This is a genomic window from Acinetobacter sp. NRRL B-65365 (assembly GCF_001605865.1).
Taxonomy (GTDB): Bacteria; Pseudomonadota; Gammaproteobacteria; order Pseudomonadales; family Moraxellaceae; genus Acinetobacter; species Acinetobacter vivianii.
The window spans coordinates 47,330-69,865 of sequence record NZ_LRPD01000001.1 but is presented as its reverse complement, the minus strand read 5'-3'; the positions used below and the strand labels follow the sequence as shown (position 1 = coordinate 69,865).

Here is a 22,536-nt window from a genome sequence, read left to right as displayed (position 1 = left end):
CTTAGAATATTCCAAAATTTGTTAAAGTGGGGCAGTATGCAGGCCGAGCAAACCAATCAACGTCAATATTCAACAGCATGGATTATGTTGCTTGCTTTGTTAACTGCGTTAGGGCCGTTATCCATTGATATGTATTTACCTGCTTTGCCTCAAATGGCAGATGAATTCGGGGTAAGTACGCAAATGGTTGCCAATACCTTACCTGCCTATTTCTTGGGTCTGGCAATTGGTCAGTTGATTTATGGCCCTGTCAGTGACCGAATTGGACGTAAAACCCCTCTTTATTTTGGCTTGGCGCTTTATGCCATCGCCAGTCTGGCTTGTGTGTTTGCAACCAATGAATGGGCCCTGATCGCAGCCCGTATTTTTCAGGCTTTAGGTGGCTGTGTAGGCGTCGTGATGGCACGCGCTGCAATTCGTGACCGTCTGGACATGCAAGGATCTGCACAAGCATTTTCCAGCATGATGATTGTGATGGGATTAGCTCCAATTCTCGCACCGATGTTTGGGGCGTGGATTCTGAATTTCTTCCCGTGGCAAGCGATCTTTATTAGCTTGGCTATTATTGGTGTAATTTGCTGGTTCTGTGTACATTTCTTCTTTAAAGAATCTTTGCCCGTTGAGCGTCGTTTAAAATTATCGGTCTATCAAGTCACAACATTATATGGGGCGATCTTAAAGGATGAGAGTTTCCGTGTGCCGATGTTTGCGGGGTGTTTAACAGGTGCTGCCTTATTCTGCTATATCAGCTCTGCTTCAGCTGTTTTCATGGGACAGTATGGTTTATCTCAGCAAAATTTCTCTTATGCTTTTGCCTTAAATGCGGCAGGCATTATGCTGATGTCGTCGATTAATAAACATTTAAATACCCGTATGGGCATTTTCCAGCGTTTAAAGCTGGGTGGTGCGATTCAGTGTTTTGGCGCGTTGATTGTGCTAGGGGCGGGCTTTATGGTGCATGCGCCATTGTGGTTACTCATGTCTGGCTTGTTCTTGGTGGTGTCTGGCATCGGTTTAACGGGGCCGAATGCGATGGCTTTGGCAATGTCTCAACAAGGCGCACGTGCAGGCACCGCCAGTGCGATTATGGGCAGTATGCAATTTGCTTGCGGTCTATTGGCGGGGATTATCCTGAATTTCCTGCTCTGGAAAGCGTCCCTGAATATGGGTATCATGATGCTGTTATTTACCAGCGCAGGTTTCTTGGCGATTTTAAAAGTGGGTAAGTTGCAAAGCAGTCGTTCTAGCTAAAGAACTACTGCTGCATTTCTAGTGGTTTAATCTAAAAAGACGGTGAAGTTTTCAACAGGCTCGCGTGGCGTAATGAAAGTATTCACAATATGGTCAGGATCGGCATAACCCAAAGCAATTGTGCATACCAGTTCTTCGTCTTCTGGTGCACCTAAAATATCTAAAACGATTGGGTGGAAATGATTCCATGCGGCTTGTGGGCAAGTATCCAGACCACGCGCTTTGGCAGCCACCATGACATTTTGGAGCATCATGGAAATATCCATTTTGGAACCAATACCCATTATTTTATTCACGGTAAAATACAAGGCAACAGGCGCATCAAATAGCTGAAAGTTACGCAATTGCTGCGCTGCCATTTTTTCTTTTTCGCCTTTCTGGATGCCGAGCAAGCCATAAAGTCCCCAGCCATTGGCACGACGACGATCAATAAACGGTGAAATCCAGGTTTCAGGATAGTAGGCAAAAGTTTCCTGATATTGGGCAGCCAGTTCAGGTTTTTGCAAAAGTTCGATTTGTGCTGCACAAACACGATCAATCATTTCAGCACGTTTTTGCCCTGTCACCACATAGACTTTCCATGGCTGAACATTAGTACCAGAAGGCGCACGACTGGCAACCGTCAAGATATCTTTAATGGTTTGGGGATCAACAGGGGTATCTAAAAACGCACGTACCGAGTGACGAGATGTAATGGCCTCGTCCACAAGGCGGACTTGTTCCGTGTTCATGAAGACTCCTCAACATTTTGATTTTTTAATGTCTGGAGACTATAAATCAATAAGTGTTTTTTGTTGCCAGTTTTTTAGGTATAAATATAGGCTTGAGTAAAAAATATGCAAATAAATTAGCGGATTAACACTAATTGTTGTGAGTTTTCTATCTTTTGTCTGATTTGTGTGAAAAATAATTCTATTGGTAACATAATGAAATCGAAATAATATTTATGCATACTCAATGAAATCAATAAAACTCTTTAAATAAAAAGTACACACAATATTCGAAATTTATGCATAATACGCCCTTTTTAAAATTGATTAGGCTTTCCTTGCTGATCTGGTGAGGGGGAATTTTCTATTTAAAAGACAGCTTGAGTTTATCCAGTTCAATGTCTGTGGGAATTGTTGAAATATACACTATATACAAGGAGCTTCTCATGAGTTTATCTCTCATCCGTAAGCCGTTCGTAATGCAAGGTCTGGCAATTACTGTTGCAACCTTAATGATGAACAGTACACATGCTGCTTCAGAGCAAGAACAGATTCAGCAACTTCGTGATGAAGTGAAGGAATTAAGCGCTTTATTACAGCAATATGTTCCCCAAGCAAAACAACAAAATGATACCCTTCAAGTTGCCGTAGCTCCTGCTAGTACAGGGGTTACCACCAATAATCAAAATACTCCTGCTGTTGTCGCGGCTAATACCCCGAAAAAATCTCCATTAAGTTTTAGCGCTGCATCTGGTGCAGAAGTAAAGCTTTATGGTTTCTTGCGTGGTAATGCTTTGTATCAATCAAAAGGCGGCGATGGTATTTTTAACCGCATCAATAAGGTTGATCTGGAAGGCGCTGAAAAGAATAGCGACCGAGGGTAAAGATAATCGTGTAGGGGCAATGGCTTGCTATAACTTCTAAGCCATCTATCCTGCAGATGAAAATCATCCGTGAAAATTGAATCACTATAATGTGTAAAAGGTTCTTATATCGGACTGTATGCTTTTTATAAAGTTGATTGAGTTTTCACTCATTTTGAGAGTTACTATTTTAGCAGTTTTGAGGTGGGGACAAGCCATCAAAGGAACTGGTGAAATAAACGGAAGAAGATATGGAATTTACTTTTAATGGTTTTTATACCCTGATTTCAGCCGTTATCGTGTTGTTATTAGGGCGTTTGCTCGTTAATAAAATTGATTTTTTAAGACGCTATAACATTCCTGAGCCTGTTGCAGGTGGTCTTGTTGCTGCGGTAGTTTCGCTACTTGTGCATTCGCTTTGGGGTTATAGCATTGTCTTTAGTAGCGAGTTACAAACCAGTTTTATGTTGATCTTCTTTGCTTCTATTGGTTTAAGTGCCAATTTCATGAAGCTTAAAGAAGGCGGTATCGGGTTGGTGATCTTCCTGGTCTGCGTTGCATCATTTATCGTGGTTCAGAATGCTGTCGGTATGAGTTTGGCAACGATGCTGGGTATCGATCCGCTGGTTGGTCTGATTGCAGGTTCAATCACATTGACAGGTGGACACGGTACAGCAGGTGCATGGGGTGAGATTCTTGAAACTCAACATGGGATTCAAGGTGCTTTGGCGTTAGGTATGGCGAGTGCAACGTTTGGTCTGATTATCGGTGGTATTATCGGTGGTCCATTGGCTAAATTGTTGATTAACCGTTATAGCCTTGCTCAAGCACAGACACCAGCAGAAATCAAAAACCGCGATACGCATTTAGATCAGCATCCTGACGAACTGGCACCATTTGAAAATCCACATCAAGTCCGTTTAATCACTGCTGATAATGCCATTACTACTTTAGGTATGTTTGCTGCGTGTCTTGCATTTGCAGAGTTCATGACTGGCTTTAGTAAGGGAACATGGTTCGAGTTACCAACTTTCGTTTGGGCACTCGGTGGTGGTGTTATTTTACGTAATATCTTAGAAAGCGTATTAAAGATTGATATCTTTGATCGCGCAATTGATGTGTTTGGTAACGCGTCATTGTCACTTTATTTAGCAATGGCATTGCTTTCGCTTAAATTATGGCAGTTGGCAGATCTTGCTGGGCCGCTCGTCGTAATTTTAGGTGCGCAAACTATTACTATGGCATTGTATGCAGCATTCGTGACCTTCCGTGTCATGGGTAAAAACTACGACGCCGCTGTATTGGCAGCTGGTCACTGTGGTTTTGGTATGGGGGCAACACCAACAGCAGTTGCAAACATGCAGGCAATTACCAACATGTATGGACCATCTCATAAAGCGTTCCTGATTGTTCCGCTTTGTGGTGCGTTCTTCGTTGATTTAATTAACGCAACAGTAATTCAATTAATTTTGAAATTCTTTGCCTAAGTCGGATCAAAAGCCCCCAACGGGGCTTTTTTGATTCATCCATTGTTATCGTATATGTACGGATGTACATAAAATATTTAAAAGCGAATAAGTGATGAATGAAAAATTAAATGACACCCTGATGGCTTGGGTAAGTTTTTTCAATGATCCTTTATGGGACTTCCTCGTCGTTTTCCTTCTTGCAGTGGGTATCTTCTATACCGTTGCGACGAAAGCTGTGCAGATTAGAATGTTCTTTCACAGTATCAAGGTGATGAAGGGCAGTCGTACTAAAGGTGAAGAGAAAGATTCACACGGACTTACACCCTTTCAGGCATTTGTAACGGGTTTAGCAAGCCGTGTTGGTGTAGGTAACATTGCGGGTGTTGCGATTGCGATTGCGATTGGTGGACCTGGCGCCGTGTTCTGGATGTGGTTTACTGCATTATTGGGTATGAGCTCAGCTTTTATTGAGTCTTCGCTTGCTCAGTTATTTAAAGTGAGAGATAGTAATAGCAAGCAGTTTCGGGGTGGACCAGCTTACTATATTACTCAAGGCTTACGCAGTAAAACCTTTGGTGTGATCTTCGCACTTGCACTGATCTTTACTTATGGTTTCGTATTCAACTCAGTTCAGATCAATGCGATTGCCAACGCTTCTTCACATGCATGGGGCTGGGACAAAGCCAATCTTGTTGCGCACCTAGGTGGTGTTGATCTTGAAATCTCATGGGTTGGTCTGGCACTTGTTGTTTTAGTGGCACTCGCAATTTTTGGTGGTATTAAACGTATCGCTAAATTTGCTGAAATGTTTGTTCCATTAAAAGCAGGTCTGTATTTAGCCGTTGCTTTATATATTGCACTGAGCAACTATGAACTTCTTCCTGGCATTTTCAAATTGATCTTCACTGAAGCGTTCCAGTTCAACGCAGCAGCGGGTGGTTTCTTCGGTGCCATGATTTCTATGGCAATGATGCAAGGGATCAAGCGTGGTTTGTTCTCAAACGAAGCAGGTATGGGTTCGGCTCCGAATGCTGCCGCAGCTTCTGATGTAAAACATCCTGTGAACCAAGGTTTGGTTCAAATGCTTGGCGTATTCGTAGATACCTTCATTGTATGTACAAGTACTGCGATCATTATCCTTGTTTCTGGTGTTTACCATGATGCAGGCTTCGTGGGTGTTGAATTAACTCAACGTGCTTTAGAGTCTCAAGTGGGCAGCTGGGGCGGTGACTTCCTTGCGATTCTCTTATTCTTGTTCTGTTATTCAGCCGTGTTAGGTAACTATGCTTATGCGGAAAGTAATGTGCAGTTCATCAATAACAATCCAAAAGTCATGTTCATCTTCCGAATTTTTGTGTTGGTGATGGTGTACTTTGGTGCAATTGGTAGCGTTCCGTTAGTTTGGTCTATGGCTGACTTGTTCATGGGGATCATGGCAACCATTAACTTGATCGCAATCTTATTGTTAACACCAATGGCGCGTACTTTATTGAAAGACTATACCTCACAGTTGAAGAAAGGCATTAAAGAGCCAGAATTCAAAATTGATAACTATCCAGAACTGAAGAAAAAAGTCGGTTCTGATATTTGGTAATTTGCTTTTAATAACACATTGAATCAATGAAAAAAGTCCCTTTCGAGGGACTTTTTTTATGAAGTTTTTATGACAAATGCAAAGAAATTGATACATCTTTTCAAATGTGCTGGCGCTAAAATCCGACACAGAAAAATAGTCAATATGGCAACACTGCGTATGAAACAGCTTAAATTATGGACGCTTGCGCTTTCAATGGTGACCTTGGCGGGTTGCCAAACGACAACTCATTTAAGTCCTGCTGTGGAAGATGCTCAAGCACATGCTGTTTCGCAACCATTTACCTATATTAAACAGCAACAAAAGCGTCCTGTGGTAGCTCTGGTGCTTGGAAGTGGTGGGGCGCGTGGCTATGCCCATATTGGTGTGATCGAAGTTTTAGAGCAACAAGGCATTCGTCCTGATTTTATCGTGGGAACCAGTGCGGGTAGTATTGTGGGTTCAATCTATGCCAGTGGAAAAAGTGCAGCTGAATTACGTGATATTGCCTTGAAGCTAAAAGCCAATGATGTCCGTGATGTCAATCTGAGTCTGAAAGGCTTTTTTGATGGCAAAAAGGTTGAAGACTATATCAATCAGCAAGTTCACAATACACCCTTAGAAAAGCTGAAAATCCCGCTCTATGTGGTCGCGACAGAGTTAAAGGATGGCACAAAAACCGTATTTAACTATGGCAATACAGGGCAGGCTGTTCGTGCTTCTGCTTCGATTCCAAGTATGTTTGTGCCGACCATGATTCATGATGTGGAATATGTTGATGGTGGTCTGGTCAGTCCTGTACCTGTGCAGGTGGCACGCGAATTGGGCGCAGATGTGGTGATTGCAGTAGACATTCTGGCTCAGCCGATCCATACCGAAACCACCAATGTATGGGGCTTGTTTAACCAGAATATTAACATTATGCAAGGTCGTCTGGCTGAAGAAGAGCTTAAAGAAGCAGATATTGTGATTCAACCTGATCTACGTGAGAAAGCGCATATTTTTGATGTGAAAGGTCGAGAGTCGACCATGCAGGCAGGGATTGATGCAGCCAATGAAAAACTGGCGGATATTCAATGGGCCATTCAAAGTAAAACAGTTTTTTCAAAGACCGATCAGCAAAATATGGCGGTACAGCAAAACCGTTCTTTATCAAGATAACTTGATATTCTTCATATTTATACATGGGCTTAAGTCGTTGAGTCCATTTACTAAAATGAATTTTCTATAAGAATAAGTTATAAATATTCTACAAAATGCTATTAAAAAGTGCAGAAAAATAGTAAATAACTACAAATCATAAAACTTTTCTATCAGATAGTTTTAAGTTTTGAGTCATAGGATGACGCATTAAAGTTAATTGCAGCACAACAAGGATTGTTAAACACGATGTTTAAGTCTTTTTTTCCTAATCCACGATTGTTTTTTATTTCAGTGATTGTGTGGTTATCTCTCAATATGTTGCTCTGGTATACCGGTGGGCATAGTTGGGGAGAGTATCTTGGTTTTCCTAAAGGCTATGCCGATGCTGAACTACCGATTGATGTCAGCCGGTTTTGGACACCTTCATTTATCTGGTTTTATTGCTGGTTCTTTACTGCTACAGCGCTATTCGCTGGGTTCTGGCGTTTGATGTCAGATAATAAATGGCAAAAATGGTCGATCTGGGGTTCCGCCTTTATCCTGTTTAATATCTGGTTTGCAGTACAAGCAAACGTCGCGATTAATGCATGGTACGTACCCTTCTGGGATTTAGTGCAGAGTATGCTCTCTGCAAAAGGTGGGGATGTCATGGGACTCTATAAAGAGCTAACAGTCTTTTTATGGATTGCCATGGTCTATGTCACTTTGGGAACACTAAATGTATTTTTTACCAGCCATTATGTATTCCGCTGGCGTACAGCAATGAATGAATACTATGTTGAGAACTGGGAAAAACTCAGACATATTGAAGGTGCATCGCAACGTGTACAGGAAGACACCATGCGCTTTGCCACGATTGTTGAAGATTTAGGAGTAGAGTTTATTAAAGCGATTATGACTTTAATTGCATTTTTACCTTTACTTTTTGTCTTATCCAATCATGTGCCAGCATTACCTTTGATTGGTGAAGTTAAATATTCATTGGTCTGGGCTGCTGTAGTCTGGGCAGTTTTTGGAACGATACTTTTAATGGTTGTGGGGATAAAATTGCCAGGTCTCCAGTTCAACAACCAGAAAGTTGAGGCAGCTTACCGTAAAGAATTGGTCTATGGTGAAGATCACGTTGAATACGCTCAGCCAGCAAAATTAAAAGCGTTATTTGCCCAAGTAAGAAAAAACTATTTCCGTCTCTATTTTCATTATTCTTATTTCAATATGACGGCAAATTGGTATGGGCAACTCGATATTTTATATAAGCTGGTAGTGTTATTTCCATCCATTTCAGCGGGCTTGTTAACACTTGGTTTGTTCCAGCAAATTGTGAATGTTTTTAGTAATGTACGGGATTCTTTCCAATATCTGATTACTTCTTGGAAAACCATTATCGAGCTACTCTCTATTCATAAACGTCTTAAAGCTTTTGAAAAAATCTTGGATTAGTTCAGTCATTTGTATAGCAAGGCCTTAGTTCAACACTAAGGCTTTTTTATTGGTGATGATTTTTTTGTGTATTAGTTTTTATGTGAAAAGTGAATATATATTGCAGGGAAAATGACTTTATTCAGCAAAAGTGTTTCACTATAGTCTGTTGATAAAATTAATGATCTCTCATTTTTCTCTTGTATCGCTTAGAACTTAAATAAACAGGATAAATCATGAAACCTTTATTGCTTAAAAGTGCCTTGGCCGTTGCGCTGACTGCGACAACAATAAATGTCTGGGCAGCTCAAGTCATTCAATCCGCCCAAACTCAAAAAATCTCAGGTATTGATCAACAGTATATTGATCAGAATGGCAGTGCAAATAATGACTTTTATGATTATGTGAATGGAACATGGCTGAAACAAACTGAAATTCCAGCGGACAAGGCTCGTTGGGGCGCATTTAATGAGTTACATGAATTATCAACCAATCAATTACATCGCATCGTTGAAGACTTGACTGCACAAAAATGGGCAGCAGGCAGCGTAGAGCAAAAGATTGCCAGTCTGTATGCCAGTTTTATGGATGAAAAAGCGATTGAAGCGAAGGGCATTCAATCTTTGCAGCCAGAGTTAGCACGGGTCGATGCACTTCAAAGTAAACAAGGTTTTGCCCAATTAATGGGGCATTTTTCTCGAATTGGCGTCAGAACGCCGTTTGATATCAGTATTGGACAGGATATGAAGCGCTCTGATGTGATGATTGCGGGATTGGTGCAACGTCGACTGGGGTTGCCTGATCGTGACTACTATTTAAAAGACGATCAGAAATTTGTAGAAACGCGTGCAAAATATCTCAAGCATATTGAACATATGCTGCAACTGTCAGGTGATTTGCAAGCGGCTCAACATGCAAAAGAAATTTTAACGCTTGAAACGGAATTGGCGAAGATTCAGTGGAGCAATGTTCAGAATCGTGATTTATCGAAGCGTTATAATATTTATAAAACCAAAGATCTAAAAAAATTGACGTCGACATTTGACTGGAACACCTATCTCAGCTCGGTTGGGGTGAAGGATAAAATCCAGACCATTCAGGTGAACCAGTTAAGTTATTTTCAATCCCTTGATCCAGTGATTGATCGAATTCCTTTAAACGTTTGGAAGGCTTATTTTAAATGGAATCTCATTAGTAGTTTTGCGCCTTACCTGAGTAAAGCCTTTGTCGATGAAAGCTTTGCCTTCTACGGTAAGACCTTACGTGATGTTGCCGAACAGGAAGTGCGCTGGAAACGTGGTGTACAAACTGTGAATGGGGTATTGGGCGATGGTCTAGGCAAAATCTATGTGGAAAAGCATTTTTCTGCGGATAAAAAACAACGCATGGATACATTGGTTCAGAACCTGATACAGGCTTATGATCAAAGTATTAGCCAATTGGACTGGATGAGTCCTGAAACTAAAGTACAGGCCAAAAAGAAATTATCCAGTTTGTCGATTAAAGTCGGTTATCCGAAGAAATGGCGTGATTACTCAGCACTAGATATTAAAGAGGGTGATTTGATTGGCAACGTGATTCGTGCCAGCGAGTTTGAGCATCAAGATGATTTAGATAAACTAGGTAAGCCAGTGGATCGTGATGAATGGTTTATGACACCGCAGACGGTGAATGCCTATTACAATCCATCATCTAATGAAATCGTATTCCCAGCCGCCATTTTACAACCGCCATTTTTTAATATCGATGCCGATGATGCGGTTAATTATGGGGGCATCGGTAGTGTCATTGGACATGAGATTAGTCATGGTTTTGATGATCAGGGTAGTCAGTTTGATGAATTGGGCAATATGCGTAATTGGTGGACTGCCCAAGATCACAAGCGCTTTAAAGCCAAAACACAGGCTTTGGTGGCACAGTACAATGCCTATGAACCGATTGCAGGGTATCACGTCAATGGTGAACTGACTTTAGGTGAAAATATTGCAGATAATTCTGGACTATCGATTGCCTATAAAGCCTATCAAATTTCATTGGCAGGCAAGCCCGCACCTGTTATTGAAGGCCGAACTGGTGAGCAGCGTTTCTACATGGGCTGGGCACAGGTCTGGCGTGCCAAGACCCGAGAAGCTCAAGCGATTGTATATTTAAAAACAGATCCACATTCGCCAGATAAAGTTCGGGCCAATGGCGCTTTGGTCAATCAAGCACCGTTCTATGATGCGTTTAAGATTAAGGAAGGGGACAAAATGTATTTGGCGCCTGAAAAACGGGTCAGCATCTGGTAATTCGAGACTCAATAAAAAAACCTGCATCAAGCAGGTTTTTTTATTGATGTTTAAAGCTTAAAGGAAGGCAATTCCCAGTCCTGCACCCGCAGCCATCACCCAGAGCGGATGAATCTTTTTAAACATGCCGAGGATTGCGGTCACGATTACGATCATTACGAGAAGCAGGTTTTGTGCAGATGCATCGGCAATCAACCACGCACTGACCAGCACCAAACCCACAGTAATCGGTTTCAAGGCTTTTTCAAAACGAGCACGTAGTGGATTGGCTTTAAAACGTTCCCAGAATTTAAGTGCGTAAATGGTAATGATGGATGAGGGGCCAAACTTCGCTAGTGACGTAACCAGTAGTCCTGCTGGGCCTGCGACATGCCAACCAACCAAAGGCACGATCATCATATTCGGGCCGGGGGCCGCTTGAGCCATCGCAAACAGTGAGCTAAATTGCTCGGCCGTGAGCCATTGATGGACGGTAACAACCTGATGCTGCATCTCAGGCAGAATGGCGTTACCACCACCAAAAGCCAGCAATGAAAGTTGAGTAAAAACGATGGCAAGGGTGAGTAAGATCATGATTTTTTCACTCCTAAAACCAGCATGTTAATTGCGAGTAGAATGGCCAAAGTCAGTGCCAGAGGCAGCTTGATCCAGATCATAAAGACGAAGGTCAATCCAATGGTAAAGATGGTCAGGTAACTTTTTAAGATCGGTCTGAGCATCTTCAATCCTGTTGCAAACAGTAAGCCTGCCGCCGCTGCCGCTAGACCTTGAATCATATGTTTGACTGCTGGGAGATACTGAAAATATTCATACACCTGATAAATGATCAGCACGATTGCGGTTGGTGCGGAGATCAAGCCAAGCACTGAGCTGATTGCGCCTTTAACACCTTCGAATTCCATGCCAATCGCAACAGCCATATTGATGATGTTGCCGCCGGGCAATAATTGGCAGACGCCTAACAAGTCGGTAAATTTGCCTTCATCTATCCATTTGTGTTCTTCAACGATGATGCGATGAGCCAAGGGTAAAACCCCACCAAACCCCATCAATCCCAACTTCATAAATCCCGTGAATAATGCCTTACAATCAGGAGCAGTTGTGATGGGCTCATTCTGTATTGATAGGGCTTGGGCTTTCATTGGATAACCTTTCTGTTCAACTTCGTGAGCTATAGCATGAAAGATTTATGGTATATTCACAAATGCTATTTTTGCTGTTAGATATACTTTTAAGGTATGTATGATTGATATCCATAAACTGAACGCATTCGTTGCTGTGGTTGAGGAAAGTAATATTTCCAAAGCTGCCGTTCGACTACACATGCAACAGCCACCTTTGACCCGACTGATCAAAAGTCTGGAAGAGGAGTTGGATACAATATTGCTCAAACGTTTGCCGCGTGGGGTTGAAGTCACCGAAGCGGGGAAGGCTTTATATCAGGAAGCCATCACGATTCTGGCGCATGCCCAATCCATTCCGAAACGGGTAAAAAATATTGCCCAAGGCTTGGAAGGACAGATCAATATCGGTTTTACCAACTCCGCAGGTTTACATCCATTTCTGCCTGCCTTATTGCGTCAGTTCAGAGAGAAGTTTCCTGCTGTCGCTATTCATCTGGAAGAAAAAAGTAGCAGCTCCTTAACCGATGCAGTGATTAATCAAGAGCTGGATATTGTGTTTTTACGCAAGCCCGCGCCGATTCGTATTGGACTGCAAAGTCTGCATGTGCTGGATGAACCATTAATTGTGGCATTACCCAGTAATCATCCTCTAGCTGTCGAAGAGGGGGCTATTCGACTGCTAGACCTTGAGCCTTATGAGTTTGTATTGTATCGCCGTATTGCTGGGCAGGACCTGTTTGATAATATTCTGGCGAACTGCTATCAGGCTGGTTTTAATCCCAATATTGTGCAGGAAGCACCACGCTTAACTTCAAGTCTTAATTTGATTGCTGCGGGGATCGGCATTTCCATTGTACCCGCTTCAATTCAGGATTTTTGGAACAAGCAGATTGTCTATCGCAGTCTGGAGGCGAAAAAACCCTGTATTGCACCCATTTATGCGATTTTTCGAAATAAAGAAAATAATGTTCGGGTCGAGCATTTCCTGAATCTGCTCAGAGCCAGCCAGTCTACTTAAACATTCTCACAGGCTAATGGATAAAATGATAAAAATTTAAAATCGTTCCGACCAAAGGCTGTTGGGATTTATCTAGCGTTACTTTAATGATCCTGAAGTTAAAGTCGCCATCATCGATATATTTAGCCACACCATGGGTTTTGTTATTCAGCTTTGGAATCTGATAACTAAAGAAGGCCACTTGTTTGGAAGGGTGTACAACGTTGACTAATTTCTTTGGATCTTTATATCCACCATATTCATTTTCAATACTTTGTTTTAGCAAGTTTGGAAAATAAAGGCTGGCATAGGGCATACCACAGCCAACACAAACAGATGAATCGTAGAGTTCAATGGCCTGTTTCTGATTTGGACTCATGAGTAATGCTGAGCCTGTGCCATTTGCCCCTGCATGCGCTTCTACATCGCGCCAGCCTCTAGGTATAAGTACAAGACCAATTTCAGGCAGCGCAACCAGTTTAAGTTGTTTGGCCTGATCAGCGGCTAATTTAAAATTGAAATGACAACTTTTTGCCGTACAGGTTTTAAAATCTTTTAATAGACCATCATCGACAGGATTTGGCGCAGTAATACCATAGAAGGGTACACGAACGTCATTGGCAAAGGAGACTTCACCCAGTGCGTAGATTTGGTTTTCGGTTTGACGTTGTTGTGCTGTATTTGAGAATTGAGGAAAATTTGGTTTGAAATCGTGAATCTCAGCATGCGTCACCGAAGCGAAGATTGAGAATGCGAAAGCAGAAGTGGCAAGGAATATTTTCATTTTTAATGGCGTGTTTTAAGTTTCGCTTTAAATTAACATATTTCGGATGGTGAAGATTTATCACCAAATCAAACTCAAGCAATTGTAAAATCATTGGATAAATCGATAAAAATAGCCTAAGGAAATACCATGTTTAAAAATAACAATAGATTGAGTCGAGTCATTTTCACTGCGGTGTTGAGTTACATGAGTGTCTCTACTTTTGCTGCGCCATTACAGATTCTGGAGTTTAAGAAAGCACAACTGAGCCAGTCAGAACAAAAACAACTTTGTGAGCAAGTCAAAGATCTTTGTACGCAGCAAGCAAAATGGCTGAGCTTAAAAATACCTCCTCAAGATGTATGGTTATTATCTGAAGGAAATATTGTCCAGTTTAATCACTCAGGTTCTGGCTTTAAATTATTGAAGCAATGGCATATTCCATTAGCACCTGCGGAGGAGATGGCAAGATCAGGACAGTATATTTTTCCTAAACTATTTCCGATGGATCAGAACCGTTATGCCATTGCGGTGATTGATACTTTTTCTGAAATGTATTCAGGTGGTGGGGCGGGGATTGAGCGTGCCAGCTTTTATGAATTAAAGGATTCAGGCAAAACCCATCGCTTTATTGAAAATTATCCTTTTAGTTTTAATCGTATGATTCGGGCCTGTTTCTCGGAACAGGATTATGAAAATTCCAAAGGCAACTGTCATGATGAAGATGGGTTGAGTCTGGATATCCGTCCGATCAAGCCGATGGTCTGGCAATTTCGTTATCGTTACAGCCTAGATGTATCACCTGCATCAGATTCGGGTGAGAAATCGTTTAAAGGCAGTCGCAACCTGAATATTGATATAAATAAAGTGCCGAAGCAGCCGAATATTCCCGCATCATGGGATTATGCAGGTATGGAATAAATGCGCATTCAGGAATATAGGATTGTTTTAGAGGATCATTTTACACTTTGCCAAAGCTTTAAAGGCTTGGGCTTACGTAATTTACAGCGTCATAACAGATGATTTGCCTTGTACATGGTACAAAGGGAAAGATTGCAATTTGGAACTGTGCTTATGTCTCGTGTTTATACTTCTGCCCGCCGTAAATTTTCTCATTTGAGTCGTTCTGTGTTCATGGCTGCGGCTGTGTTGGGTACAACCCAAGTAGCAATGGCAGGGCCAACAGTTGATCAACTGAGTGACTGTTTGGTGAAAGCGACCACCGCAGCGGATAAAACCACAGTTTTGCAATGGACGTATAGTGCCTTGGCTGCACATCCTGATTTAAAGGCGTTTAGTAATGTCACACCTGAGCAGAAAACCCAGTTGGATCAGAAGCTGGCACAGGTGTTACAGCGTGTGATTGTGGAGCAGTGTTCGACGCAGACCAAAGCGGTGATTCAAGCTGAAGGGATTCAAGCAGTTGGCGAGGCTTTTCAGCAGTTAGGTCAGAGTGCAGGGCAGGATATTGTTAAAGATCCTGCGGTCAGACAGCAGTTGCAAAGCACCTTGCGTTATATTGATTTAAATAAATTAGTGACGACCTTTTTAACGCCTGATATCTGGAATAAGTTGGGTGTGTTAAGAGGTCAGTGATGAGTTTTAGTACTTTTTAAACGTAATTAGATAAGACATCGTTTAGATAAGACATCGTAAAGTTATTACTAATATTGTTTAGATAAGTTGGTAATGACTTTTCAATGTTTGATATTTGGATTTATGGTTAAGGTGAACTAGATATTAATATTTATCAGTGATATATTTTTTATATTTTCTTGACAAAGTCGACAGAAAATGAGCTCTTGTGGTAGATAATTTTTTATTTAAATGTATAATTTTAGGGTCTCTAGTGTATCAAAAAATGAAATGAATTTTAGTAATATAAAATTTAAAAGTCACGTTAGCTATATTTTATTGGTTGTCGGATTTTTATATGGTTTTTATAGGCTGATTAATGATGTTTATTTAAGATTTTATGAAAATGTTTTGTTGGCACAAAATTCAAAAAATGAATTTATTAATGAAAAATCAATGACACTTCCCTATATTAGTAATGAATATATTTCTAATTGGGGGGCTTTTGGTGATTTTATTGGGGGTACTTTAAATCCTATTTTAACTTTTTTGAGTGTTTGTCTGATTTTGTATACAGTTTATCAAAATAAAAAATCTTTAGATTTTAATTCTGAAGAGCTTGCATTAAGTCGTAAAGCACAACAAGACTCTGCAACTTCACAAGAATTGATTCAGAAAACACAAAATCTTCAGCAATTTGATAGTCTATTTTTTAGTTTGTTAAATCAGTTTAAACATCAGCAAGATGAATTATTCTCTTTGAATGAAAATGATGAGAGTAAAGTTGATAAAATTTATAATTCTATTTTTGTAATAAATTGTGATTTGGAATTAGAGGATAAAAGATATCAGCTTTTGCAGAATCAAGAGTTGAATCAATATTTTATTTGTTTGTTTCAATTGTTTAAGCTAATAAATACAAAAATTAATAGATCAACGAATAAAACTGAAAAAATTCAAGAGTGGGGTGATTATGCCTTAGAGAAACAATACACAAATATTCTAAGGTCCTTAATTCCGTTGAAATTACAACAATTACTTTTTTTAAATGCTTATACTGAATTTGATGAATATAGATGGTATTTATCCTATTATAATTTTTTAGAGCATATGCCCTTCAAGAATTTAGCACATGATGATGCATTGTGTATTGATTTGATAGTAGCTTCAAAATTTTATAAGTTGGATGGGGGAACTCTCCATGGAGATTTTCAAGTATTTGGAAAGTCAATATATTTTGAGGGTTTATTAAGCCATAGCTGTTATTTAGATTTCCTTCAATCTGATGAATTATTTTTTAGTTCTTGGGAGCTTATTGAAGCTAAAATTTTTAATTTTAAGAAAGCAATTTGTTTTTTTGATAAAAAAAATGATTTTTCTTTAAATACAAAATTATCATACACCTATTTTGTTGTTAATAGATATCCTGATGGGTTAAGATTTTTTGATTATAAGATTGATTGTAGTAGTTTAAATGCTGCTATAGAAAATAGTAATGGATTTGTTGGTTTGAAAGATATAGTTTTTACAGATAAAGGGTTTTTCTTTAGTTTTAATAGCTGTTTTTATGAATTTTATTGTTTTGATGATATGTCCGTATTAAAGTATACCGAAGATATGAAGCGAACAAATCGAGGGGATTTTATTACAATTAAAAAATTTGACTCTTCTAGTATTTTTGTTAATTTACAATAAAAAACCCGCTTTAAAGCGGGTTTTTTTGAAGTTAGTTCAATTTAACCAATCAATTTCTTCATTAATTTGATATTTCTTCAGTTATAACTCACAAGCCTTACCTTGATATTCGTAGCGATTAACCTTGTAGGCTTGACCATTCCAGCGTAAAACTTCAAAACAGAAACCAGGCCCACCATTCTCAATATCAGGCCAGCCATCTGTTCCTTTGGTTTTTAAAAACTCAGGCATACCTGCTTCTTTTAAAATGGTTTTCCATTGACCATTTTTCTGTTGCGCTACAACATAGTAACCAACCCCGGTATTGCCATAGCACATGGTGCCGTAATCTGAAACGATTGCATCTTTCAGCCCATCACCATTTAAATCGGCATAAGTTGTAATTTCACCGACTGAACAATCACTTTTCCAGCCTTTTTTACTTTTTGTAAAACCTGCTGCTTTAAAAATGGCCTCAGCATCGGCTTTAGGCGCTTGAGGTGTTTGTGCAAAATTAGAATTACTGATTACAAGTAAACAAGTGCTAAGAAATAATCTCTTTTTCATAAATTTAACGATCATGTTAGTTTTGATTTGAAAAATTATTGTGCAGGTATTTTACCTTATAAAATAAGAAAACCCGCTCTAAAAAGAGGGCTTTCTCATAGATGTTTTCATTACTTGTCTAACAAGACTGTTAAAGGATTTTCTAACTCTAAAATCAATCAGCTTTTAAATGCACTTTTTAAAATACCATTGTCACCAAACAATTTTTCTCGATATTCTGCTTCGAGCTGCTCAGTTTGCATGTGTAGGGGATTGAAATCTTTATCTCGTACATCCAGCATCTCAACCATTGCTTTAGTGATAATCCCTACACGATTAATTCCTCCAAAGCCAAGATATACACCATCTTTGAGCTCCCGAAGCGAAAACTGAATATCACTCCGTCTTAATAATTTGATCCAGTAATGAAAAAGTACAGGAGAGAGGAGTCTGGTAACCCTATTGAGTGCAATCCTTCTATTTTTAGCCGTATTGCCACCTATGGCATTCAACACATCAAATGCCACAGATTTATGTTCTAACTCTTCCAGCGCATGCCATTCCCATAGGTTTCTACTGTCTTGCGTCGTTCTCTGTTTAATTAATGGATCAGTTAATAATAACCGTGCAAGTGTTGCCGTATAGTGTTCCATCACCACGGTTGCGGCTAATTGTTCAACTTTAGGAAGTTTCCGAAATTCATCTAATTTTGCTTTGGTCTTGGCTTCTATCTCTACAACTTCTGGATAATCCGAATGGATAAGATGCTCATTTAGAGATTGATGTTCCCGACTATGAAATGCTTCTTGCGCAATAAAATTTCGGATATCTTCTAGTAACTTTTCATCTTTAATTTGATCACGGACATTTCGAATACTCTCGATAAAAAACATTTCTCCGGGTGGAAACATGGCGGAAAGAACCACAAATAATGAGGTAACAACGAGATTATCTTCATAGTAAAAAGAAAACTTTTTGCTTTTATCAAAAGGAATAACCACATTACGACGAACGATTTTGTGTAGAGAAGGTGCCGCTATATTCATTTTCTTCTTTCCTTAGCAGTGGGTGATAATTTGAACAGTTTTGAATTTCTCTATACAATCTATCAATGAATTTATACGGAAAAAAGACGGATTTTATAAGGAGATTTTTAGAGTGGTAAATATAAGAAAACCAAAGCAAAGTAGATCAAAAAACACCTATAATTCTATAGTCGATGCAGGATTTATATCAGTAAAAAATAATGGATTGGATCATACAACTGTACTGAAAGTATGTGAGATTGCAGGAGTTGGTTCAGGAAGTTTTTATGAGTATTTCAAGAATAAAGAGGCACTGTTTATAGAAATGCAGCAATATTTTATTGCTGAGCTGGCAAATGTCATTTATGCCGTGATTCCAGAGATTCAGGATATGGAAATTCCCGCAGCGATCAGATCAATTTTTTTGAAAATTGGTGATTTTTTGGCAAAGGATGATAATAAATATTTTTATTGGGTAAGTGTTTCAGGGAAATATAGTACAGAGGCAAGTCATGTGAAAGCTGTGAAAGCCATCAATACGTTAGCGATTGAATATGCGGTAAAACATCCAGAGGTTTTAAGAATAAAAAATCTGAAATTGATGGTTTATATTTTAATTAACTCAAGTGTTGCGCTCACGATGAACTTCTTTTCATCTCAAAATACAGGCTTTAGCTTTGAAGAGTTAATTGATTGCTTAATTGATATTACGATGTCCTATATTGATGATGATCGCAATAAGTTAAAGATATAAAAAACCCGCTCTAAAGCGGGTTTTACTTTGAAATCAGATGGTATTAACCAATCAATTTCTTCATTAATTCATTCACTTGAGCAGGGTTAGCTTTACCCTTAGATGCTTTCATCACTTGGCCGACAAGACCATTAAAGGCTTTCTCTTTACCAGACTTGTATTCCTCAACCATTTTTTCGTTGGCTGCAAGCACTTCTTTGATGATCGCTTCAATCGCACCAGTATCAGTTTCTTGCTTCAAGCCTTTTTCAGCAATGATGTCATCCGCAGATTTACCTTCTGCTTCCCACATAAAGCCAAACACTTGCTTCGCGATTTTACCGCTGATGGTATTATCGACAATACGTGCGATCATGCCACCTAACTGCTCAGCTGAAACAGGAGAGTCCGCCAATTCTAGGCCTGCTTTGTTTAGAGCGCCTGAGAATTCACCCATTACCCAGTTTGCAGAGACTTTACCTTGCTTCGCACCGCCAGCAGCAGCCACAACAGCCTCGTAGAAGTCCGCCATTTCGCGTGACAGCGTCAATACATGCGCATCGTACTCAGTTACAGCGAAGTCAGCAATAAAGCGTGCACGGCGCGCTTTAGGCAATTCTGGAAGGGCAGCGCGTGCTGCTTCGATTTGCTCATCGGCAATGATTACTGGTAACAAGTCTGGATCTGGGAAGTAGCGATAGTCGTTCGCTTCTTCTTTCGAACGCATTGAACGGGTTTCCATCTTGTTTGGATCGAATAAACGGGTTTCCTGATCGATCTCACCGCCGTATTCCAAAATTTCCATTTGGCGTTCAATTTCAACATTGATCGCTTGCTCAATGAAACGGAATGAGTTGAGGTTTTTTAACTCGCAACGCGTACCAAAAGGTTGGCCCGGACGACGCAACGACACGTTACAGTCAGCACGGAATGAACCTTCTGCCATGTTACCGTCAGAAATACCTAACCAACGCACAAGCGTGTGAATCGACTTGATATAGGCAACCGCTTCTTCAACCGAACGCATATCTGGCTCAGATACGATTTCAAGCAATGGTGTGCCTGCACGGTTTAAGTCGATACCCGACATACCTTCGAACTGGTCATGGATTGATTTACCTGCATCTTCTTCAAGATGGGCACGAGTCACGCCAATACGCTTCACAGTGCCATCTTCAAGCTGGATGTCGATATGACCCAAGCCCACAATCGGATTGTCCATCTGGCTGATCTGGTAGCCTTTTGGCGAATCTGGGTAGAAGTAGTTCTTACGTGCAAATACAGAGGCTTGGTCGATATAGGCATCAATTCCCAAACCAAAGCGAATCGCAAGATCAACCACTTCCGCATTTAATACTGGTAATACGCCCGGCATGGCTAAATCAACAAGGCTGGCTTGTGTATTCGGGTCTTGACCAAATTCAGTCGATGAACCTGAGAAGATTTTAGACTTGGTCGCCAACTGCGTGTGGATCTCAATCCCGATAACGACTTCCCAACCGTCAATTAACTTTAACTTTTGAGCTTCAGTCATTATGCATTCTCCTCAGCAATTGCCGCACGTTTGGTATGCCAGTCAGTGTTTTGTTGATATTGATGCACAATTGAAAGCAATTGTGATTCTGACCAGTAGTTACCAATCAACTGTAAGCCCACAGGCAGGCTGTCTTTATCAAAACCAACAGGTGCGTTGATGGCTGGTAGACCTGCCAAGTTCACCGCAAGGGTATAGATATCACCTAAATACATTTCAGTCGGGCTGAGGTTGGCGCCGATTTTGTAGGCAGTGGTTGGTGCTGATGGCGCAGCAATCACGTCAACATTTTCAAATGCTTTGAGGAAATCTTGCTGGATCAAACGACGTACTTTTTGTGCTTTGACATAATATGCATCGTAGTAACCCGCAGAAAGGGCATAAGTCCCGATCAGGATACGACGTTGTACTTCGGCACCAAAACCTTCTGAACGCGAACGTTTGTACAAGTCCATCAAGTCCACAGGATTTTCACAACGGTAGCCATAACGAACACCGTCAAAACGTGACAGGTTTGAAGATGCTTCCGCAGGTGCGATCAAGTAGTAAGTTGGTACATAGGCTTCTGTCATGTTGAGATCAATCTCAACCAACGTTGCGCCCATCTCTTCAAGCTTTTTCAATGACTCTTCAACGCGTGCTTTCACATCTGCATCTAAACCAGCAACATTGAAGTACTGTTTTGGAATACCAATGCGTAAACCTTTCACTGTTGTGCCATTTAGGTTAGCAACATAATCATCCACTTCTTTATTGATCGAAGTAGAGTCTTTGGCATCATGACCCGCAATCACATTCATCAAGTACGCGCAGTCTTCCGCCGAGCGCGCCATTGGGCCGCCTTGATCGAGAGAGGATGCATACGCAATCATACCGAAGCGAGACACACGACCATAAGTTGGTTTTAAGCCGGTTAAGCCGCAGAATGAAGCAGGTTGACGAATTGAGCCGCCTGTATCTGTACCTGTCGCAATCGGTGCGAGATCAGCCGCAACTGCTGCTGCAGAACCACCTGATGAACCTCCCGGAACGTGATCCAGTGCCCACGGATTCGAGGTTGCGCCGACATAAGAATTTTCAGAGGTTGAACCCATGGCGAATTCATCCATGTTCACCTTACCTAAAGTCACGAGACCCGCAGCTTTGGCTTTTGCAACAACCGTTGCATCGTAAGGTGAAATGAAATTATCCAGCATTTTTGAACCGGCAGTGGTTTTAATGCCTTGGGTACAAAAAATATCTTTATGTGCAAGTGGAATACCTGCCAACGCGTGTGCATTGCCTGACTTAAGTGCAGCATCTGCGGCATCTGCTTCAGCAAGTGCCTGTTCTGCGGTTACCGTCACATAACTTTTTACTTTTGGGTCAATGTGGGCAATACGCTTTAAATAATGTTCAGTCAATTCGCGTGATGAAAATTGGGCTGTTTTTAAGCCTTCAGAGAGTTCACGGATTGATAAGCGATGTAAATCTGTCATATGAAAAATTTCTTTACATTCTAAATATAAAATATTGACTAATCGAATAAAACTTATTCAATTACGCGAGGTACGAGGTATAAACCTGCTTCTGTAGCAGGTGCGACCGCTTGATATTCATCACGATGGTTGCTTTCAGTCACAACGTCAGCGCGTAAAGGTTGCGGGTTGTCAAATGGGCTCTTTAAAGGCTCAACATCATCGGTATTAATGCCTTTCAAGCTTTCCATCATGCCAAGGATTTTATTTAAACTTTGAGCATATTCAGCAGATTGCGTGTCATTGAGAGATAAACGGGCAAGGTGTGCAATTTGCGATACCGTTTGCGCATTTAAGTCTGTTGTCTGCTGAGCATCTGATGATGTAGACAT

General features: G+C 40.5%; 20 protein-coding genes and 1 pseudogene. 12 read left to right on the top strand and 9 right to left on the bottom strand.

The features are described from left to right. Nucleotides 1–36 precede the first annotated feature (36 nt). Nucleotides 37–1,251, top strand: coding sequence for a multidrug effflux MFS transporter (locus AWW72_RS00325; protein ID WP_062846088.1), 1,215 nt, complete (start codon nt 37–39; stop codon nt 1,249–1,251). 26 nt (nt 1,252–1,277) lie between these two features. Here the strand turns inward: AWW72_RS00325 and AWW72_RS00320 are convergent, their stop codons facing one another. After that, on the bottom strand, nt 1,278–1,982 hold the full coding sequence (locus AWW72_RS00320; RefSeq protein WP_062846087.1) for a nitroreductase: 705 nt from the start codon (nt 1,980–1,982) through the stop codon (nt 1,278–1,280). 425 nt (nt 1,983–2,407) lie between these two features. Here AWW72_RS00320 and AWW72_RS00315 point away from each other — a divergent pair. The 6 genes and pseudogenes from AWW72_RS00315 to AWW72_RS00290 form a co-directional block, all read left to right on the top strand. After that, nucleotides 2,408–2,839: pseudogene (locus tag AWW72_RS00315) on the top strand (hypothetical protein); the annotation flags it as partial. A 236-nt stretch (nt 2,840–3,075) separates the two neighbouring features. Further along, the gene (gene gltS, locus AWW72_RS00310) at nt 3,076–4,311 is read left to right on the top strand and encodes a sodium/glutamate symporter (protein ID WP_004775335.1); all 1,236 of its coding nucleotides are present in this window, start codon (nt 3,076–3,078) and stop codon (nt 4,309–4,311) included. Nucleotides 4,312–4,405: 94 nt separating this feature from the next. Further along, nucleotides 4,406–5,887 carry an alanine/glycine:cation symporter family protein gene (locus AWW72_RS00305; RefSeq protein WP_004775334.1) on the top strand — a complete coding sequence of 494 codons (1,482 nt, stop codon included), beginning with the start codon at nt 4,406–4,408 and terminating at the stop codon, nt 5,885–5,887. A 159-nt stretch (nt 5,888–6,046) separates the two neighbouring features. Continuing rightward, nucleotides 6,047–7,027, top strand: a complete 981-nt coding sequence (locus tag AWW72_RS00300) for a patatin-like phospholipase family protein (RefSeq protein ID WP_062846187.1) — start codon at nt 6,047–6,049, stop codon at nt 7,025–7,027. A gap of 228 nt (nt 7,028–7,255) precedes the next feature. Further along, nucleotides 7,256–8,449 (top strand): peptide antibiotic transporter SbmA, encoded by a 1,194-nt coding sequence (gene sbmA, locus AWW72_RS00295; RefSeq protein ID WP_004775330.1) that lies wholly within the window; start codon nt 7,256–7,258, stop codon nt 8,447–8,449. 215 nt (nt 8,450–8,664) lie between these two features. Then, nucleotides 8,665–10,716, top strand: a complete 2,052-nt coding sequence (locus AWW72_RS00290) for a M13 family metallopeptidase (RefSeq protein WP_062846085.1) — start codon at nt 8,665–8,667, stop codon at nt 10,714–10,716. A gap of 57 nt (nt 10,717–10,773) precedes the next feature. Here the strand turns inward: AWW72_RS00290 and AWW72_RS00285 are convergent, their stop codons facing one another. Next, nucleotides 10,774–11,289 (bottom strand): chromate transporter, encoded by a 516-nt coding sequence (locus AWW72_RS00285; RefSeq protein ID WP_004775328.1) that lies wholly within the window; start codon nt 11,287–11,289, stop codon nt 10,774–10,776. Continuing rightward, on the bottom strand, nt 11,286–11,858 hold the full coding sequence (locus tag AWW72_RS00280; protein ID WP_004775326.1) for a chromate transporter: 573 nt from the start codon (nt 11,856–11,858) through the stop codon (nt 11,286–11,288). Before AWW72_RS00280 ends, AWW72_RS00285 begins: the two co-directional genes overlap by 4 nt. 100 nt (nt 11,859–11,958) lie before the next feature. Between AWW72_RS00280 and AWW72_RS00275 the strand changes: the two genes are divergently transcribed. Then, nucleotides 11,959–12,858, top strand: coding sequence for a LysR family transcriptional regulator (locus AWW72_RS00275; RefSeq protein ID WP_062846084.1), 900 nt, complete (start codon nt 11,959–11,961; stop codon nt 12,856–12,858). 13 nt (nt 12,859–12,871) lie between these two features. Here the strand turns inward: AWW72_RS00275 and AWW72_RS00270 are convergent, their stop codons facing one another. After that, a complete protein-coding gene (locus AWW72_RS00270) occupies nt 12,872–13,621 on the bottom strand; it encodes a DUF4850 domain-containing protein (RefSeq protein ID WP_062846083.1) in 750 nt (249 codons plus the stop codon). A gap of 129 nt (nt 13,622–13,750) precedes the next feature. On the opposite strand from AWW72_RS00270, the gene AWW72_RS00265 reads away from it, so the two are divergent. The 3 genes from AWW72_RS00265 to AWW72_RS00255 all read left to right on the top strand — a co-directional run bounded on the left by AWW72_RS00265 (nt 13,751) and on the right by AWW72_RS00255 (nt 16,870). Further along, entirely contained in the window at nt 13,751–14,521 is a 771-nt protein-coding gene (locus AWW72_RS00265) for a hypothetical protein (RefSeq protein ID WP_062846082.1), read from the top strand. Nucleotides 14,522–14,674: 153 nt separating this feature from the next. Beyond that, nucleotides 14,675–15,196 carry a hypothetical protein gene (locus AWW72_RS00260; RefSeq protein WP_047429735.1) on the top strand — a complete coding sequence of 174 codons (522 nt, stop codon included), beginning with the start codon at nt 14,675–14,677 and terminating at the stop codon, nt 15,194–15,196. Nucleotides 15,197–15,466: 270 nt separating this feature from the next. After that, nucleotides 15,467–16,870 (top strand): putative phage abortive infection protein, encoded by a 1,404-nt coding sequence (locus tag AWW72_RS00255; RefSeq protein ID WP_062846081.1) that lies wholly within the window; start codon nt 15,467–15,469, stop codon nt 16,868–16,870. Nucleotides 16,871–16,951: 81 nt separating this feature from the next. Here the strand turns inward: AWW72_RS00255 and AWW72_RS00250 are convergent, their stop codons facing one another. Next, nucleotides 16,952–17,431: a hypothetical protein gene (locus AWW72_RS00250; RefSeq protein ID WP_062846080.1), complete on the bottom strand. Its 480-nt coding sequence runs from the start codon at nt 17,429–17,431 to the stop codon at nt 16,952–16,954. Between the two features lie 143 nt (nt 17,432–17,574). Continuing rightward, nucleotides 17,575–18,441, bottom strand: coding sequence for a metal-dependent hydrolase (locus tag AWW72_RS00245; protein ID WP_062846079.1), 867 nt, complete (start codon nt 18,439–18,441; stop codon nt 17,575–17,577). Between the two features lie 112 nt (nt 18,442–18,553). Between AWW72_RS00245 and AWW72_RS00240 the strand changes: the two genes are divergently transcribed. Beyond that, nucleotides 18,554–19,174, top strand: coding sequence for a TetR/AcrR family transcriptional regulator (locus AWW72_RS00240; RefSeq protein ID WP_004775313.1), 621 nt, complete (start codon nt 18,554–18,556; stop codon nt 19,172–19,174). Between the two features lie 43 nt (nt 19,175–19,217). Here AWW72_RS00240 and gatB read toward each other — a convergent pair whose 3' ends face one another. From gatB to gatC, 3 genes are read right to left on the bottom strand one after another with little or no spacing between them, the layout of a single operon-like run. After that, nucleotides 19,218–20,687, bottom strand: a complete 1,470-nt coding sequence (gene gatB, locus AWW72_RS00235) for an Asp-tRNA(Asn)/Glu-tRNA(Gln) amidotransferase subunit GatB (protein WP_062846078.1) — start codon at nt 20,685–20,687, stop codon at nt 19,218–19,220. Then, nucleotides 20,687–22,165 (bottom strand): Asp-tRNA(Asn)/Glu-tRNA(Gln) amidotransferase subunit GatA, encoded by a 1,479-nt coding sequence (gene gatA / locus AWW72_RS00230; protein ID WP_062846077.1) that lies wholly within the window; start codon nt 22,163–22,165, stop codon nt 20,687–20,689. Before gatA ends, gatB begins: the two co-directional genes overlap by 1 nt. A 53-nt stretch (nt 22,166–22,218) precedes the next feature. Then, nucleotides 22,219–22,536, bottom strand: a complete 318-nt coding sequence (gene gatC, locus AWW72_RS00225) for an Asp-tRNA(Asn)/Glu-tRNA(Gln) amidotransferase subunit GatC (protein ID WP_004652310.1) — start codon at nt 22,534–22,536, stop codon at nt 22,219–22,221.

Coding starts and splice junctions, on each gene's coding strand:
- gatB (WP_062846078.1), bottom strand. CDS start 20,687: ATGACTGAAGCTCAAAAGTTAAAGTTAATTGACGGTTGGGAAGTCGTT.
- AWW72_RS00320 (WP_062846087.1), bottom strand. CDS start 1,982: ATGAACACGGAACAAGTCCGCCTTGTGGACGAGGCCATTACATCTCGT.
- gatA (WP_062846077.1), bottom strand. CDS start 22,165: ATGACAGATTTACATCGCTTATCAATCCGTGAACTCTCTGAAGGCTTA.
- AWW72_RS00285 (WP_004775328.1), bottom strand. CDS start 11,289: ATGATCTTACTCACCCTTGCCATCGTTTTTACTCAACTTTCATTGCTG.
- AWW72_RS00300 (WP_062846187.1), top strand. CDS start 6,047: ATGAAACAGCTTAAATTATGGACGCTTGCGCTTTCAATGGTGACCTTG.
- gatC (WP_004652310.1), bottom strand. CDS start 22,536: ATGTCTACATCATCAGATGCTCAGCAGACAACAGACTTAAATGCGCAA.
- AWW72_RS00290 (WP_062846085.1), top strand. CDS start 8,665: ATGAAACCTTTATTGCTTAAAAGTGCCTTGGCCGTTGCGCTGACTGCG.
- AWW72_RS00280 (WP_004775326.1), bottom strand. CDS start 11,858: ATGAAAGCCCAAGCCCTATCAATACAGAATGAGCCCATCACAACTGCT.
- AWW72_RS00275 (WP_062846084.1), top strand. CDS start 11,959: ATGATTGATATCCATAAACTGAACGCATTCGTTGCTGTGGTTGAGGAA.
- gltS (WP_004775335.1), top strand. CDS start 3,076: ATGGAATTTACTTTTAATGGTTTTTATACCCTGATTTCAGCCGTTATC.
- AWW72_RS00325 (WP_062846088.1), top strand. CDS start 37: ATGCAGGCCGAGCAAACCAATCAACGTCAATATTCAACAGCATGGATT.
- AWW72_RS00260 (WP_047429735.1), top strand. CDS start 14,675: ATGTCTCGTGTTTATACTTCTGCCCGCCGTAAATTTTCTCATTTGAGT.
- sbmA (WP_004775330.1), top strand. CDS start 7,256: ATGTTTAAGTCTTTTTTTCCTAATCCACGATTGTTTTTTATTTCAGTG.
- AWW72_RS00250 (WP_062846080.1), bottom strand. CDS start 17,431: ATGATCGTTAAATTTATGAAAAAGAGATTATTTCTTAGCACTTGTTTA.
- AWW72_RS00270 (WP_062846083.1), bottom strand. CDS start 13,621: ATGAAAATATTCCTTGCCACTTCTGCTTTCGCATTCTCAATCTTCGCT.
- AWW72_RS00305 (WP_004775334.1), top strand. CDS start 4,406: ATGAATGAAAAATTAAATGACACCCTGATGGCTTGGGTAAGTTTTTTC.
- AWW72_RS00245 (WP_062846079.1), bottom strand. CDS start 18,441: ATGAATATAGCGGCACCTTCTCTACACAAAATCGTTCGTCGTAATGTG.
- AWW72_RS00265 (WP_062846082.1), top strand. CDS start 13,751: ATGTTTAAAAATAACAATAGATTGAGTCGAGTCATTTTCACTGCGGTG.
- AWW72_RS00255 (WP_062846081.1), top strand. CDS start 15,467: ATGAATTTTAGTAATATAAAATTTAAAAGTCACGTTAGCTATATTTTA.